Raw genomic sequence first — 15,790 nt, forward strand, 5'->3', positions numbered from 1 at the left:
ATGCCTGACGCGTCCTACATATGCGTCCGGATCCGGCTCTATACCGTCATCGATACTGTCGAGACTGTCGAGCGACAGGAGAGCCAGTGGAATTCAACCTTGCCCAGGTTTTCTCGGCGGTGGCCGCCGCCAACCCCGACCGCGACGCCATCGTCTTCGGTGAGCGCCGGTTCACCTTCGCCCAGCTCGACGAACGAGCCCGCCGCTTTGCCCGGGCGCTGCACGACTGGGGCTACGGTGCCCGGCGGGAGCGCGCCGAGTTGGCGCCGCACGAGTCCGGCCAGAGTCACCTCGGCTTGTACCTGGCCAACTGCAACGAATTCCTCGAGGCGATGATCGGTGCCTACAAAGCCCGGGTCGCCCCGTTCAACGTCAACTACCGCTACGTCGCCGACGAGCTGGTCTATCTGATCGACAACGCGAGCGCGGACGCTTTGGTCTATCAGGCGCGGTTCGCGCCGACGCTGGCCGAGGCGCTGGCCAGGGTGCCGCGCGAGGTCCGGTTGATCCACGTCGACGACGAGTCCGGAAACGAGCCGCTGCCCGGAGCGGTGCGCTACGAGGAGCTGCTGGCCTCCACGTCCGCTGAACCGCTGGACGTCGTGCCCTCGCCCGACGACCTCTACATGCTCTACACGGGCGGCACCACCGGCATGCCCAAGGCGGTGTTGTGGCGCCAGCACGACATCTACATGAACGCGATGGGCGGCCGACCGCCGTTCGGCGGTGACGTGGTGACGAGCCTGGACGACATCGTCGAGCGGTCGCGGCCGGAGGGACCGGGGTCGATGACGGCCGCGCCGTTGATGCACGGCGCGGCGCAGTGGGCGGCCTTCATCAACCTGTGCGGCGGGCGGCCGTTCGTAATGGCGCCGACCACCACCCATTTCGATCCCGCCGAGACCTGGGCGCTGGCCAGCCGGGAGCGCGTCATCTCACTGTCGTTTGTCGGGGACGCGTTCGGACGGCCGCTGGTCGAAGAACTCGAAGCCGGGGACTACGACCTGTCCGGGCTGTTCATCGTCGTGACCGGCGGGGCCGCGCTCAGTGCGCCGCTCAAGCAGCGTTTCGTCGAGCTGCTGCCGCACGTGACGATCCTGGACGCGGGCGGCTCGTCGGAGTCGGGAAACCAGATGGGACAGGTCTCCAGCAGGCTGCAGAACGCGTCGGGTCGATTCGCGCCGAACCCGGGCGCGGTGGTGGTCAGCGAGGACCTGACCCGGATCCTGGCCCCCGGGGACGACGAGATCGGTTGGCTCGCCCAGCAGGGCCACATCCCGCTGGGGTACCTCGGCGACGCGGCCAAGACGGCGCGCACCTTTCCCGTCATCGACGGGATCCGGCACTCGGTACCGGGTGATCGGGCGCGCTGGCACGCCGACGGCCAGATCGAACTGCTGGGCCGCGACTCGGTGACCATCAACTCCGGCGGCGAGAAGATCTTCGCCGAAGAGGTGGAGGCCGCCATCCACGAACACCCCGCGGTGTACGACGTGGTGGTGACCGGCCGGCCGAGTGCGCGGTGGGGGAACGAAGTGGTCGCACTGGTCCAGCTGGCGGAGGGTGCGACGGCCGACAGCGCCGGCATCATCGCCGAGGCGGCGCGTCACATCGCACGGTACAAACTGCCGAAAGAGGTGATCTTCTGTCCCAAGGTGCAGCGGTCGCCGTCCGGCAAGGCCGACTACCGTTGGGCCAAAGCCCAAGTGACGCCGGCTAGTTGAAGAACCCGGACTGGTTGTCGCCGGTGTTGGAGCCACCGGAGCTGCCGCTGCCGGAGTTGTTCACGCCCGAGCTGTAGCTGCCGGAGTTGTTGATGCCGGTGTTGTAGAGGCCGGTGTTGTTGAACCCGGCGAGGCCGAATCCTGAGTTATAGAAGCCGACATTGCCCCTGCCGTCGGAGTTATGCCAACCCGAGGTGTACCCGTAGGCGTCGGCAGTCCTGTTCTCAAAGCCTGACGAATCACTGCCCAAATTGTAAAAACCGGACAGGTTGGTGCCGACATTCCCGAAACCCGAATTCACCACGCCCACCGGTGTTTCCGAGCTGCCGAACCCGGTGTTCAAACTGCCGGAATCGAACAGGCCGGTATTGGTGTTGCCGGAGCTGAACAAGCCCGTGTTCCAGTAGCCTGAGTTGAACGCACCGGTGTTGGTCCCATAATCCGCAGAGTTGAAGAAGCCGGTGTTCCCAGATCCCGCATTGCCGAAGCCGACGTTGTAGTAGAACGCGTTGCCGGCACCCATGTTGCCATAGCCGGCGTTGTCGAACCCGAAGTTGCTATTGCCACCGTTGCCGAATCCTGTGTTCACCCCGCCCGCGTTCCAGAACCCGGTGTTGGTGCTACCCGAGTTACTCAAGCCCCAGTTGCCGTCGCCCGAGTTGAAAAAGCCGATGTTGTTGTCACCGGAGTTGAAGAAGCCGAGGTTGTTGTTGCCGGAATTGCCGAAACCAAGATTGCCGATGCCGGAGTTCAAAACGCCGATACCTACCTGGTTGTCGCCCGTCAGGCCGAAACCGATGTTGTTGTTTCCGTTGTTGCCGAAGCCGAAGTTGTAGCTGCCTCTATTCCCCAAGCCGACGTTCGAATCGCCGATGTTGCCGCTGCCCAGGTTGAACGAACCCACGTTGCCGCTGCCAAAATTGGTAGATCCAACGTTCCCGCCGCCTCGGTTCCCGTCGCCGATGTTCCCGGAGCCGAAATTGCCGTTGCCCTGGTTGCCGCCGCCCAGGTTCATATTGCCGAAGTTGCCATTGCCGAAATTGGTGCTGCCCCAGTTTCCGCTGCCCACATTGGCATTACCGGTATTTCCGCTGCCTAGATTGGCATTGCCGCCATTGCCGCTACCCAGATTGCCGTTACCGAGGTTTCCGCTTCCCAAGTTCGCCTTGCCGGTGTTTCCGCTGCCGAAGTTGTTATCGCCGGTATTGCCGATCCCTAGATTCCAGGCACCGGTATTGCCGATGCTGGTGTTCAAGTTACTGAGTCCTCCGAGCGCTTCTTGCCACGGAGACAGCGCCGCAGCGGCCAGGGACGCTCCGCCGTGATACCCAACGAGTGCCGCGACATCGGCGGCCCAGAATTCTTCGTAGAGAGATTCGGCGGCCGCAATCGCCGGCGCATTCTGCCCAAACAGGTTCGACATCACCAATTGCACGAACGCGTTCCGGTTCGCGGCGACGGCGAGCGGGTGGATTGTTGCCGCGCGTGCCGCGTCGAATGCACTGGCAACCGCGGTAGCTTGACTGGCTGCCCCAATAGCGCGGGTGGAGGCAGCGCTGAGCCACGCCGCATACGGACCTGCCGCGGCCGACATCGCCGCGGCGGCTTGGCCCTGCCACGCTTGACCGGCCAGGCCGGAGGTAACCGACTCAAACGCTTCCGCTGCCGTAGCCAACTCATCGGCCAGGCCTGACCATGCCGCCGCAGCTTCTAACATCGGTGCGGAACCCGCGCCGAGGAACATCCGCAGCGAATTGATTTCCGGCGGCAGCGTGAAAAAACTCATTGGGTCGTTCCTCTCGCAGAAGCCACCAGCCCAACGCCAATGGCGCGCCGCGCTGCCTACCGACCACGAGTTCCCGACCGCTGAGCAACGCGACGCGTACGAAACCGTATAGGTATTCGCAAAGTTGTATTGGCGTTTCAACGATAATTTCTGCCGATAGGCGCATACCCGTTCCCCCATTCCTATGGAGCACTAGCTCCAATGCGTTAGTCCGGAAATAATTTGCTGGTGCGTCAATAGAACTAATTTGCTGGTGCGTCAATATATTTGCAAGAAATATGCGCTGCTCAGCTACAGGTGAGTTACGTCAGAATTCGTTCGACGGCCATAGGGGTCCGGAATTTTAACCTCGACGTCAGTAATTTCTCGCCGATGAAGGTTCGAGGATTGGCACGGGTAAGCGGCCGCGACCGAGGTTGCGCGTGGACCGGCAGCAACGGCAACTACAGCCGTTAGGTAGGACCGGTTGTCGAGCAGCTTTCGTACGCTCGGTGTCAGGGCGGTCGCCCGCGCCGTTGGCCAAGGCCGATTACCGGCGGGCCAGAGCGTAAGTGGCGGCTTGCTAGCGTCCCGACGCCGGGCAGAATGGCGCGCCGCGCTGCCTACCAGCCACAATGTCCCCGACCGCTGAGCAACGCGACGCGTACGAACCGTATCGGTATTTGCGGCTCCGTACGGCGTTTTCGCCGAGAACGTTCGACGCCCGTAACAATTGCCGACGCGGGCCGGCCGAGCGATACGCTCAACAGGTGCCGAAAGAGGTGCCGCAGTACCCGATCGAGTCGGTCGACAACGCGCTGAAACTGCTTCTGCTGTTAGGTGAGCAGCCGCAGATCCGGTTGAGCGAGGCGACCCGATATCTCGGTGTGGCGTCGTCGACTGCGCACCGGCTGCTGGCCATGCTGGCCTACCGTGGCTTCGTCCGCCAGGACCCGGAATCCAAGGCGTACCTGCCCGGCCCGGCCCTGACCAGTGTGGCGTTCGCGATCTTCGGGCGCCTGGACATCCAGGGCGCGGCGCTGCCGGTCATGCGTGGGCTCGCCGAAACCCTCGGTGAGACAATCCATGTCGGCATGCTGGATGGAGCCAACGTTCGCTTCGTCGCGGCGATCGAAGGGCCGAAGGCCGTCCGGGTAGGTTCCCGGTTGGGTCGCACGATGCCGGCACACTGCACGTCGACGGGCAAGGCGTTGCTCGCACAGCTATCGGAAAGCGAACTGCGCCAAGTCATTCCTGACGAGTTGGAAGCCATCACGGCACGTTCGATCGTGAGCCGCGCCCGGCTCTCCTCGGAACTGATCCGGGTCCGCGAGCGCGGCTACGCCACCAACCGCGAAGAGAGCGAAGAGGGCGTCGCGTCGGTCGCGGTGGCCATACCCACTCGCGCTCCGGGACTGCGGCTCGCGCTGAACGCGTCTGCGCCGCAGCACCGATTGCCGACTTCGAAGTATTCGTCGGTGGCCGCCACACTCGTCGAGGCGGCCAAGGAGATCGGCGATCAGTTGGGCTGATCACCCAACCGGGCGACCTCATGCCGCCACGCTGCGGCCACGTTGAACCCAGCTCCCAGGTCCGGCAGCTCGGCCCAGTCATCGTCGTCGATATTGTGCAAGGTGCCGCCGGCCGTGCGTACCCGCAACGACATCCGGGCCAACTCGTTGAGGCTGATCGCCTGTAGCACCGCCTGCTCGACCGTGGCGGCGGCGCTGGTGATCCCGTGTCCGCGACAGATGATCACCTGCGCGTTACCCATCGCCGCCACCATCTCCCTGCCCAGCTGCGCGTTCCGGATCAGCACGGCGCGTGGGTATACCGGCACACCGGCGCGGGCCAGCCACGCGCCGGGTATGTCGTAGGCGCCGTAGATGGGCCGGATCACGATGCCGGCCAGGTCGGCTGCGACGACGTCCGGGGGATGCAGGTGGGCGACGGCACGATGCCGCGGCTGGGCGCGCAGCGTCTCGACATGGATGGGCAACTCGTTGGGCACCCGGTAACCGTCGAGTTCGCCTGCGGCACCGGCATTTCCGTCGAAGTCGATCAGCCGGATGTCACTGGCTCGGGTGTATGCCACACCCGTGTCGGTGTCGCTGCGGCAGCGGATGAGCAGGTGATCGTCGTCGACGCGCAGACTCAGGTGGCCGAGGATGCCGTCGACCAGACCGCGGGCCGCGGCGACGCGGCAGGCCTGCGCCACCAGAGTGCGCTCCGCGTCAAAGCTCATTTCGGTGCGCCCAGCCGGAATCCGCCATCCGGATGGATGGTCTCGCCGGTGATTCCGCGCGACCGGTCAGAAGCCAGGAACACATAGCTCCACGCGTGGTCGGCGCCGGAGAGCGCGACGTTCAACGGGGTGCGGGCGGCCAAATCGGTTGCCCGGTCGGGGGAGTCGTCGAGTCGGACATCGTCGAGTCCCAGACTCGCCAGCCCGCGTAGATCCGTGTGCAGCGTCCCGCCCGGCGCCACTCCATTGACCCGGATCAGCGGGGCGAGGTCATGCGCCAGTGCCGTCACCAGGCCCCGCACCGCGAACTTCGAGGGCACGTACAGCACCCCGCCCCGGCCGGGGTAGTACGCGGATGTGGACTCGGTCAGCACGATCGAGGAGACCGACGCGGCGCGCAGCGCTGTTAGCGCAGCCTTCACCGACTGCAGGTGGCTGAGCACGTTGGTGCGGAACATCTCGTCGAACGCCGCCGAAAGGTCGTCGGCGCCGATGTCGTCGATCCCCTTGTAGAAGTCGAATACGCCGACGCAGTTCACCAGGGTGTCCAGGCCGCCGAAGGACTCCACCGCCGCCGCAACCGCACGGTCGTTGGCCGCCCGAGTGGTGGCGTCGCCTTCGACCACCGCAACGGCCGGGAGTTCGTCACGCAGCCGTTCGCACTTTGCCCGGTCACGTTCCAAGACAGCGATTGTCGCGCCTTCGGCGCCGAACGCGTCCACAACGGCCCGGCCGATCCCGGATCCGCCGCCCACCACCAGCGCCCGCTTGCCGTCCAGCCAACCGGTCATGGCGCCGGTCGGTCCTCATCGGGCAGCAGCGGGGCTCCGGTATTTCCCACCATGGCCGTCAGCGTACGGGCGTTCTGCCAGGTGAGCGCCTCTACCTCCAGCGGGTCCAAGCTGATCCACTGCCCGGACTTCGGTGCACTTATCAGCAGCCGCGACCCGTTGCGGGTGTCCACCCGCTGCACCACGACCTCGGTGAATTCATTCGCCAGGTTGATCGGCTCACCGACCGGGTTCACAGGAACACCGCCAGGTTCTGCATCCGTAACACCGACTCGTCGGCAAAGATGGTGCGGCGGGCCAGCTTCCATGCGTGACCGGGCTCGTCCCAGCGCAGCACATCCTCGCGTCCGCAGGACAGCAAGGCGCTCTCGTTGACGTCGCCGCGGCTGCGGAACAGCAGTTCGGCCGACTCCACGAGCAGGTGCCCCGCGTCGTCGGCTTCGAAGGTCCGCACATTGGTGATGAAGTGCCGCAGCCGTGACGGCGGATCCTCGGCCCAGACGTGCTCGGTGCCCATCCGCGCCACCCGTTGTGTCAGCGAGTACTTGTCCTCGTCGAAGTGATCCATCCCGGGGGACACGGTGAAGCCGGCGCCACGGGCGGTCGTCACCCGCACCGGCATGACATACCGGATGTCATCGGTCATCGTCTCCAGCCACTCCTCATACCGCTGCCCGTCCAGCAGATAAGCCTCGTCCACCAGGAACTGGTGGGCCTGCAGATGGCGAGTGTCGTTGAACGGCAATGCCTTTCTCATACGGACTCCAGCTGGTCGGCCCACAGTTTGAGCAGTTCGCGCTGGTTGTACTCGTTGTAGCCCACCTGGGCGCGCCCTGGACCGTGGAACGACTCTGCCGGCAGTGCCTCGATCACCGGGCGGTCGTCGGCGAGGAGTCCCATCCGGCTGTTCAGCAGCAGCCGCCGCGCCATCGACCCTCCGGCGGTGGTGGTCAGTGACACCCAGTTCTCCACGTCGTCCTGTTCGAACATGCCGGTGGATCCGAAGCACATGAGATACGCCTTATAGGAGTCCTTCTTGAACTGCTCGGGGGCGGCTGCGTCGACGGCGAACCATGAGCAGACCTCGGTTTCGTTCTCGCTGATCGGCTGCCACTGGCGGATCGAGATGAACGGCAGCACCTGATCGCCGCCGGGCAGTTTGGGCCAGTTGTGCACAAAGCTGAGATTGGGAAAGCAGGTGGCAGCGGAGAACATAAAGCCGTCCTCGGCGACCACCCGCTGCTGACGGGGCGACCACGCCTCTTTGATCCGGCCGATCATCGCGTCGGGGTATCCCACATACCGCATGCGCTCGTCGAAATCGCCCGGTGGCAGCTTGTAGGTGGTCCCGCCGCCCCGCTGGGCCCAGTAGGTTGCTCCGTCTTTGCGCTTCTGCGCCTTTGGTTCCCGGAACAGACCGATCTCGACGATGGACGCGTGAGTGTGCGGCGTGTGGTACATGTCGCCGGCGAAGTTCTCGGCGCCGATCTTCCAGTTCGCCTTGATCCGCCACCGTTGAGGTCCGCGCACTTCGACGCCGGCGGCGCTCTGTTTGGTGTAGAAGTCCAGATAAAAGGCGAAGTCCCCGAGGAAGTCCAGCAGCGGCGGTGCGTGCGGGTCCAGGTTGACAAAGATCAGGCCGTTGTAGGTCGCCAGATTCGGTGCGGGCAGCAGACTCTGGCCTTTCACGAAGCCCTCGTCGCCTCCGTACGCTTCGCGGTGGAACGGCAGACCGGTGAGCCGGCCGTCGTTGCGATAGGTCCAACCGTGGTAGGGGCAACGGAAATTGGAGGCGTTGCCCATCTCGGCGCGGCACACCTGCATCCCGCGGTGCAGGCACATATTGAATAAGGCCCGCACCACGCCATCCGAGCCGCGGGTGACGATGAACGAGTCGTCGAGCACCCGCCGCACCACGTAGTCGCCTTCCTCCGGGATCTCCGACTCGTGCGCCACGAACATCCACGCCCGGCTGAACAGGCGTTCCTTCTCCAGGGCGAACAACTCGCTGTCGTTGTAGATGTGCGCCGGGATCATGCCGCGACGGACATCGTCGAAAATCGGGCTGGTCAAGCGGCGACCCCACAATCAACTCGGCCATGTCTGCTTTACAGAGGATATCTCTGTTCAGCAGAGAAGCCAGCATGGCGCCGTACAGCAGCCCGATAGCCAATTCACAGGCGGTCCGCATTCAAACCCAGGCACGGAGCGGGAATTCTGGCTTTGCGGTGGTGAACCGGCCGGCCGTTCGCCGCGTAGATCCAAAGAGGGGACGCATGGTCTTGGAGACGCATAACGCCTCACGGAAGGTCGAGATGCAGAGGTTAGGGCCGCGATTGGTGGCCGCCATCGGACGTCAAGAGTGGCTGGATCGGCCCAGCTATCGGCTCGAACATGTCCTTACACTGCTGCTCAACGGGCTGGGCGGGGGACGTGACCGCGTGATGAATGCGCTCAACGGCGTCTGGCTGGGACACCCCGTGCATCCGCCGCTGGCGTCGATGGCCAGCGGAGCGCTCGGCACGACGGTGGCCCTCGATGCGCTGAACATGCTGCCGGCGCGGCCACCTGGCACTCGGGACACCGCTCGGCTCGCCACTTACGCCCTGGGCGTGGGGATTGCGGCCAGCCTCGGCTCGGCCGTCACCGGAGTATCCGACTGGCAGCACACCCACCGGCAGGACCGCCGGGTCGGAATGGTGCATGGTGCGGTCAATTCCGCCGCCACGCTGCTCTACGTGCAGTCCTGGCGCGAGCGCCGCCGCGGGCGCCGGGGTCGGGGAGTGGCTCTGAGCGCTATCGGCTATGCCATCACCGCCGCAGGCAGCTACCTGGGCGGCGCTCTGGTATTCGGCTCCGCTGTCGGCGTCGACCGGTCCGGCGAACGGTTAAGGACCCAAGGGTGGACGCCCGTGCTGCCCGCGAGCGAGCTGAACGGCAAGCCGGTTCGGGTGGAAGTGGACGGCGTGGGGCTGGTGGTCTGCCAGAGCGGTCCCGGTGAGGTTTCGGCGTTCGGCGAGTTCTGTCCGCACCTGGCGGCGCCGATGGCTGACGGCTGGGTGGATCGCGGCCGAATCGTATGTCCCTGGCACGGTTCACGATTCGCGCTGGAGAACGGTGAGGTGCTGCGCGGTCCCTCGGCGAGTCCGCTGCCGCGTTATGAGGCCCGGTTGGTGGACGGAGTGATCGAAGTGCGTGGAGAGGAAGTAGTCAGATGAACGCCTACGACGTGCTCAAAGAGCATCACGTGGTACTCAAGGGGCTCGGCCGCAAGGTCAGCGAGGCGCCGGTGAACAGCCAGGAGCGGCACGAGCTCTTCGACGAGATGCTGCTGGAGCTCGACATCCACTTCCGCATCGAGGACGACCTGTATTACCCGGCGCTCGCGGCCGCGAGCGAATTGATCGCGATCGCGCATGCCGAGCATCGCCAGGTGGTCGACCAACTCGGCGTGCTGTTGCGCACGCCGCAAAGCGCCCCCGGCTACGAGGACGAGTGGAACACCTTCAAGACGGTGCTCGAGGCCCACGCCGACGAAGAAGAGCGAGACATGATTCCTGCCCCGCCACCGGTCCAGCTGTCCGACGCCGAACTGGAAGAGCTTGGCGAAAAGATGGCGGCCCGGATCGAGCAGCTGCGCGCTTCGAGCCTGCACCGGTTGCGCACCCGGGGCAAGACGTCGCTGCTGAAGGCGATCTAGCCGCGTCAGCGGCGGCCGATTCCGGCCATCATGACCGGCGTGTAGACGCGGATGTCCTCGCCGAAGCGTGCGGCCGTCGCGTCGGCCTCCGCACGTGAGATCAGCCCGGCGTCCACGACGGCGCCGCGCAGGCTTTCGAACGAGAGCCGGAAGAAGTCGAATCCCTTCGCGTGCGAGTCGATCACGCGAGCGCGACCCTCACCGCGCACGTCACGCAACCCGGCGGCGGCCATGTCGGCGACGACCCGGCGGCCATAGTGCGGTTCGAAACCCGCCTGCTGCATGAACGACAACACCGCCCCGGTCACCCGGTCCAGCTGCGGGTCGAGACCCTCGAAGCCGAACGCCGTCCAGTCGAAGTCCTCGATGACCATCCAGCCGCCGGGACGAAGGGCCGCGGCCAGTCTTTGCAGGATCTCGCGGCGATCGGCTAGGTGCTCGAGGACCAGACGGGCGTGGATCAGGTCGAACTCACCCTGGCCGAGCTGGTCGGTCCGGATGTCCATCTGGCGGACCTCGATGGAGTCGCTCGCCAGGGAATCGATGAAGCGGGTATCGATGTCCACCGCGACCACCGAGGCGCCGCTGCCCGCCATCCATTCCACCAGCGAGCCGCCGCCGGCACCCACTTCCATGCAGCGCCAAGCGTTTTGCGGGTCAGCGGGATGCCCGAGGCCGAGTTCGGTGAGCAGCGCCTGAGTGCCCGGATCCCACAGACTTTCCATGGCGCTCAACCGGCTGCGTTCCTCGGCGAAGCCCTGGTCGTACACGTAGTCGCTGGGCATGCCGTCCAGGTTAGGCGCGGGTTCGCGATGGCACGAGTAGCCTCACGGTTCGTGGAGGTCGCACCGCAGCGCATCGCGTCGCAAGGCGAGATCACGGCCGAAATCGACGCGATTGCCGCGGACTATTCAGGCCAGGGGGCACCGACCCAACCGCTGCTGGATTACCCGCCCTACCGCAGCAGTGCGTTGCGCCACCCGAAGAACCCGCGGATCATCGTCGACCCAGACGAGCTCGAACTCTCGGCACCCTGTTTCGGCGAGCAGGACGTCGACCCGCTGGACGCCGATCTGACCGCCGGACACCCGGGCGAGCCGATCGGCGAGCGGATCATCGTGACCGGCCGGGTCGCCGACGGATCGGGCCGGCCGGTGGCCGGTCAATTGGTCGAGATCTGGCAGGCCAACGCCAGCGGCCGTTACCACCACCACCGCGATCAGCACCCGGCCCCGCTCGACCCGAACTTCGTCGGCGCGGGCAGGTGCCTGACCGCGCCCGACGGGTGCTACCGATTCACCACCATCAAGCCGGGCTCCTACCCGTGGCGCAATCATCGCAACGCCTGGCGCCCCGCACACATTCACTTCTCGTTGTTCGGTACCGCGTTCACCCAACGGCTGGTGACCCAGATGTACTTTCCCGGCGACCCGCTGTTCGGCTTGGACCCGATCTTCAACTCGATCGTCGATCCCGTTGCGCGCCAAAGACTTATTGCCACTTATGACCACGAGGTCACCGAGCCGGAGTTTGCCACCGGTTACCGGTGGGACATTGTGCTGGCGGGCCCGGCACGGACCTGGACGGAAACCGGCGATGCCCAGTCCTGAATTGGCTTGCACGCCAGCGCAAACGGTGGGGCCGTTCTTCGGCCTGGGTTTGCCGTTTCCTGGCGACAGCGCACTGGTCGGCTCCGATGTCCCGGGCGCGGTCGAGTTGCACGGAGCCGTCTACGACGGCGCCGGTGTCACGGTCCCGGATGCGCTGGTGGAAATCTGGCAACCCGACGCCGCGGGCCGACTATCACGTGCCCCGGGATCGCTGCGCCGCGACGGCCATTCCTTCACCGGCTGGGGGAGGGCGGCGACGGACATCGATGGGCATTACAGCTTCAACACGGTGCCTCCGGGGGCCACGAACCCGGCACGACCACCGTATTTCGCGGTAAGCATTTTCGCGCGCGGGCTGCTGCACGGCCTGTTCACCCGCGCCTACCTACCGGGCGGTGACATCGCTGCGGATCCGTTGCTGTCGGGGCTCGACCCCGGCCGGCGCGACACCCTGCTGTGCATCGCCGAAAGCGATTCCGGCCGGACGAGTTACCGCTTCGACATTCACCTGCAGGGCCCGAACGAGACCGTCTTCCTCGACTACCGGGACCGTCGCCGATGACGAATCTGCTCTGGCCGGGCGACCAGCGAGCCGGCGCGCTGATGACGGACCGGGCGCTGCTGACTTCGATGGTGGCGGTGGAATCGGCGTGGCTCGCGGCTCTGGCCGATGCTGGGCTGGCGCAGGTCGACCAGTCCGACACCGCGCTGCACCACTTCGTGGACGCACGCGACTGCGACATGCTGGCCGCCGCCGCCGAAGACGGCGGCAATCCCGTCATCGCGCTGGTCGCGTTGTTGCGGCAGCGTGCGGCGCCGGGCGTTGCGCCCTGGATTCATCGGGGACTGACCAGCCAGGACGTCGTGGACACCGGCTTGATGCTGGCATTGCAGGATGTCGTCAAACAATTGAAAACCCAACTTGCTGAGCAGATCTCGGATCTCTCGCAGTTGGCCGTCCAGCATCGTGGCACACCGATGGTGGCCCGCACCCTGACCCAACACGCGGCGCCCACGACGTTCGGCGCCAAAGCCGCGCGCTGGCTCGACGGTGTGGCCGACGCTTATCGGCGGCTGGCGGCGCTGAGCATCCCCGCCCAGTTCGGCGGCGCCGTCGGGACCTGGTCGGCCACCGTCGAATTGGCGACGCTGCGCCCTGACGGGACCGAGCCGGCGGCGGTGGCCGCACGGCTGACCCAAGGTGCGGCAACAACTTTGGGGCTCGACCATCGCCGGCCGTGGCACACCACCCGGACACCGATCACCGCGGCGGCCGACGCGTTGGTCGGATGCAGTGATTGCTGGGGCCGCATCGCCGCCGACGTGCTGATCCTGACCCGCCCGGAGATCGCCGAACTTCGCGAACCGGTCAGCGGGCAGCGTGGTGGGTCATCCTCGATGCCCCACAAGCGCAACCCGGTGCTGTCGGTCCTGATCCGGCGGGCGGCCATCACGGCACCTCCGCTGGCGGCCACGCTCCACACCGCCGCCGCGCTGGCTGACGACGAACGACCCGATGGCGCATGGCATGCCGAATGGGACACCTTGCGCAGCCTGGCGCGGCGCGCCGTCGTGGCGGGCTCGCAGTGCACCGAATTGCTGGCCGGGCTGGAGGTGGACGCGGCGAACATGCGGCGAAACCTCGACGCGGCCGACGTGCTGGGGGAACAACGCGTGATTGCCGAATTGGCTGGTCGCCCACCGTCGCCGACTTTCTTGGGCGCGGTCGACCACCTGATCGACGCCAGCGTGCGTGATGCGCAGCGGTTGCTCGACGGGGTGTGAGCCTGGCGATAGTGCGCGTATGAAAGTGATGAGGATCGACCCGCACACACCCGAAACCCGGTCTTGCAGGGTGTTAGCGTCGAACACATGACAGCACCCGCCAAAGACGGCGAGCGGCGACGGCGGCGGACGGCTCGCCGGGTCCTTCCGGCCCCCGTGGTCGGCACGGTGAGCAGTACGGTGCGGCCATTCGCGCGCACTGGCCGCTATTTCGCCCGGTCCTGGCGCGACTACCGCGACGATCACACCGATGAGCTGCCGATCGCGCGGCCCACACTGGCGTTGGCGGCACAGGCTTTTCGAGATGAGGTCGTGCTGGCCGGCCTGTTGATGCGCCGGCCGATCAGTGAGCCCCAGGTGTTTGGGCGCATCAACGACGAGGTGGTCGCGGCGCTGAATTTCTACGGCGACAAGGGATGGCTGGATGATCCCGAAGCCTTCTTCGCGCCACCGCCGCCGCTGTCGGAGGTGAAGATCCGCTACGTCAACGGACTGCGCCGGACCTATCAGCGGCTGACCTTCGAAAGTGGGTACCGCCCGCATCCGGACGAACCCGGTGCCGAGCGGTGGCTCGGGTATACCGCAATGCGCACGGCGCACGCCCTGGTGCTGCGGCACGCTGAGCCGAGACCTTGGCTGATCTGCGTGCACGGCACCGAAATGGGCAGAGCCGCAATCGATCTCAGGATCTTCCGGGCTTGGAGGTTGCACGAAGAGCTGGGCCTGAACGTGGTGTTGCCCGTGCTGCCCATGCACGGCCCGCGAGCGCGCGACCTACCCAAGGGCGCGGTGTTCCCCGGCGAGGACATCCTTGACGACGTCCACGCGACCGCCCAGGCGGTGTGGGACATCCGGCGGTTGCTGTCCTGGATCCGGGCGCAGGAACCGGACTCGGCGATCGGGGTGAACGGCATGTCGCTGGGCGGCTATATCGCCGCGTTGGTCGCGAGCCTCGAAAGTGGCTTGACCTGCGCGATTCTCGGCGTCCCCGCGGCGAACCTGGTTGACCTGCTGGGCCGGCATTCCGGCCTGCGCCGCGGCGACCCCCGTCGGGAGACGGTGGCGTTGGCCGAGCCCATCGGGCGGATGCTGTCGCCCCTGTCGCTGCGGCCCCAAGTGCCGATGCGGGGCCGGTTCGTCTATGCCGGGATCGCCGACCAGGTGGTGCACCCGCGCGAACAGGTGACCCGACTCTGGGAGCACTGGGGCAAACCGCAGATCATCTGGTACCGCGGCGGCCACGCCGGCTTCATCCGGTCCAGGCCGGTCCAGCGGTTCATCTTCGAGTCCGTGGTGCAGTCGGGTCTGCTGACGTCCTGATCAGGGCTTGCGAGCGATGATCGCCACCGCGGTGAGCCGGTCGCGATGGCGGCGAAAAGTGCTGCGCATCATCAACACTCGCTTACGCGCGTCGGGCTGCGTCAGCACATTCCTGGCGAACCGCAGCGCACCGACCAGTCCTTCGTCGGCGAGCATCCGGCGGGGCTGCAGCAGGGCCATCGGCGCGGTGGCGACATGCTCGACGACCAGTCCGTGCCCGGACAACAATTGTGACCACTCCGCGATGGTCAGTGGTCGCGCGTTGACCTTGATGGCGCGGGCCAGGGATTGCCGCACATCGGTGGTCACTTCTTCGGGAAGGTCATCAGGCGTCAGCGCCAACTCGTGGATGGCGTAACGCCCTTGCGGACGCAGTACCCGCGCCGCCTCCGCGACGATCGCATGCTTGGCCGTGTCGCCCTGCATGGTCAACATCGCCTCGCCGATGACGACGTCGGCGCTGGCCTCGGGCAGACCGGTGTCGGCCGCATCGGCCACCTTCACCTCGGTGTGCGCGGGCGACGACTGGCCGGCGACCACACCGCGCACCAGATTCGCGGCATCAGGGTCCGCTTCGGCGCCGACATAGGAGCGCGGATTGCGCGCGATGATCTCGGCGGCCGTGCGGCCCAGGCCGGGAGCGAGTTCCAGGACGTCGGCGCCGTTGACGCCGGCGCGAGCCAGCAAGGTGCGAGTTAGCTCGACACCGCCGGGCCGCAGCACTCGTTTGCCCAGTCGGGCCAGTAGCCAGTGGCCCTGAACATGCTCGTCGTCACGATGGGACAGGGGCAGGGGTTGCTCGTTGCCGGCCATCACAGCACCTTCCCAAACTTATTGACCACCGCGTAAG

16 protein-coding genes are annotated in these 15,790 nt (G+C 66.1%); 8 read left to right on the plus strand and 8 right to left on the minus strand.

What is annotated here, in order from left to right; all coding sequences use genetic code 11:
• Positions 1-86: 86 nt before the first annotated feature.
• Positions 87-1,724, plus strand: coding sequence for an acyl-CoA synthetase (locus A9X01_RS07090; RefSeq protein WP_065120053.1), 1,638 nt, complete (start codon positions 87-89; stop codon positions 1,722-1,724).
• On the opposite strand, the gene A9X01_RS07095 is transcribed toward A9X01_RS07090, so the two are convergent.
• Entirely contained in the window at positions 1,717-3,510 is a 1,794-nt protein-coding gene (locus A9X01_RS07095; RefSeq protein ID WP_065120054.1) for a PPE family protein, read from the minus strand. The genes A9X01_RS07090 and A9X01_RS07095 overlap by 8 nt on opposite strands.
• A 749-nt stretch (positions 3,511-4,259) precedes the next feature.
• On the opposite strand from A9X01_RS07095, the gene A9X01_RS07100 reads away from it, so the two are divergent.
• The gene (locus A9X01_RS07100; RefSeq protein ID WP_065120055.1) at positions 4,260-5,021 is read left to right on the plus strand and encodes an IclR family transcriptional regulator; all 762 of its coding nucleotides are present in this window, start codon (positions 4,260-4,262) and stop codon (positions 5,019-5,021) included.
• On the opposite strand, the gene phtC is transcribed toward A9X01_RS07100, so the two are convergent.
• Genes phtC through A9X01_RS07125 form a run of 5 tightly spaced genes read right to left on the minus strand, consistent with a single transcriptional unit; the run spans position 5,009 to position 8,562 of the window.
• Entirely contained in the window at positions 5,009-5,734 is a 726-nt protein-coding gene (gene phtC, locus A9X01_RS07105; protein ID WP_065120056.1) for a 3,4-dihydroxyphthalate decarboxylase, read from the minus strand. The two genes, A9X01_RS07100 and phtC, sit on opposite strands and share 13 nt — an antisense overlap.
• A complete protein-coding gene (gene hcaB, locus A9X01_RS07110; RefSeq protein WP_065120057.1) occupies positions 5,731-6,525 on the minus strand; it encodes a 3-(cis-5,6-dihydroxycyclohexa-1,3-dien-1-yl)propanoate dehydrogenase in 795 nt (264 codons plus the stop codon). The genes phtC and hcaB overlap by 4 nt, the downstream gene beginning before the upstream one ends.
• Positions 6,522-6,761, minus strand: coding sequence for a dihydrodiol dehydrogenase (locus A9X01_RS07115; RefSeq protein ID WP_065120058.1), 240 nt, complete (start codon positions 6,759-6,761; stop codon positions 6,522-6,524). Before A9X01_RS07115 ends, hcaB begins: the two co-directional genes overlap by 4 nt.
• A complete protein-coding gene (locus tag A9X01_RS07120; RefSeq protein WP_065120059.1) occupies positions 6,758-7,282 on the minus strand; it encodes a 3-phenylpropionate/cinnamic acid dioxygenase subunit beta in 525 nt (174 codons plus the stop codon). Before A9X01_RS07120 ends, A9X01_RS07115 begins: the two co-directional genes overlap by 4 nt.
• A complete protein-coding gene (locus tag A9X01_RS07125) occupies positions 7,279-8,562 on the minus strand; it encodes a Rieske 2Fe-2S domain-containing protein (protein ID WP_065120103.1) in 1,284 nt (427 codons plus the stop codon). Before A9X01_RS07125 ends, A9X01_RS07120 begins: the two co-directional genes overlap by 4 nt.
• Positions 8,563-8,840: 278 nt before the next feature.
• Between A9X01_RS07125 and A9X01_RS07130 the strand changes: the two genes are divergently transcribed.
• Entirely contained in the window at positions 8,841-9,743 is a 903-nt protein-coding gene (locus A9X01_RS07130; protein ID WP_065120104.1) for a Rieske (2Fe-2S) protein, read from the plus strand.
• Entirely contained in the window at positions 9,740-10,225 is a 486-nt protein-coding gene (locus tag A9X01_RS07135) for a hemerythrin domain-containing protein (RefSeq protein WP_065038605.1), read from the plus strand. The genes A9X01_RS07130 and A9X01_RS07135 overlap by 4 nt, the downstream gene beginning before the upstream one ends.
• 5 nt (positions 10,226-10,230) lie before the next feature.
• Here A9X01_RS07135 and A9X01_RS07140 read toward each other — a convergent pair whose 3' ends face one another.
• Positions 10,231-11,010, minus strand: coding sequence for a class I SAM-dependent methyltransferase (locus tag A9X01_RS07140; RefSeq protein ID WP_065120060.1), 780 nt, complete (start codon positions 11,008-11,010; stop codon positions 10,231-10,233).
• Positions 11,011-11,061: 51 nt separating this feature from the next.
• Between A9X01_RS07140 and pcaH the strand changes: the two genes are divergently transcribed.
• From pcaH to A9X01_RS07160, 4 genes are all read left to right on the plus strand, one after another.
• Entirely contained in the window at positions 11,062-11,835 is a 774-nt protein-coding gene (gene pcaH, locus A9X01_RS07145) for a protocatechuate 3,4-dioxygenase subunit beta (protein ID WP_253848987.1), read from the plus strand.
• Complete coding sequence (pcaG, locus tag A9X01_RS07150) at positions 11,822-12,397, plus strand: protocatechuate 3,4-dioxygenase subunit alpha (RefSeq protein WP_065120062.1); 576 nt, start codon at positions 11,822-11,824, stop codon at positions 12,395-12,397. Before pcaH ends, pcaG begins: the two co-directional genes overlap by 14 nt.
• Positions 12,394-13,620 carry a lyase family protein gene (locus tag A9X01_RS07155; RefSeq protein ID WP_065120063.1) on the plus strand — a complete coding sequence of 409 codons (1,227 nt, stop codon included), beginning with the start codon at positions 12,394-12,396 and terminating at the stop codon, positions 13,618-13,620. Before pcaG ends, A9X01_RS07155 begins: the two co-directional genes overlap by 4 nt.
• An 87-nt stretch (positions 13,621-13,707) precedes the next feature.
• On the plus strand, positions 13,708-14,940 hold the full coding sequence (locus tag A9X01_RS07160) for an alpha/beta hydrolase family protein (protein ID WP_065120064.1): 1,233 nt from the start codon (positions 13,708-13,710) through the stop codon (positions 14,938-14,940).
• On the opposite strand, the gene A9X01_RS07165 is transcribed toward A9X01_RS07160, so the two are convergent.
• Positions 14,941-15,753 (minus strand): class I SAM-dependent methyltransferase, encoded by an 813-nt coding sequence (locus A9X01_RS07165; RefSeq protein ID WP_065120065.1) that lies wholly within the window; start codon positions 15,751-15,753, stop codon positions 14,941-14,943.
• Positions 15,754-15,790 lie beyond the last annotated feature (37 nt).

The organism is Mycobacterium asiaticum, assembly GCF_001668675.1.
Classification (GTDB): Bacteria; Actinomycetota; Actinomycetes; order Mycobacteriales; family Mycobacteriaceae; genus Mycobacterium; species Mycobacterium asiaticum_D.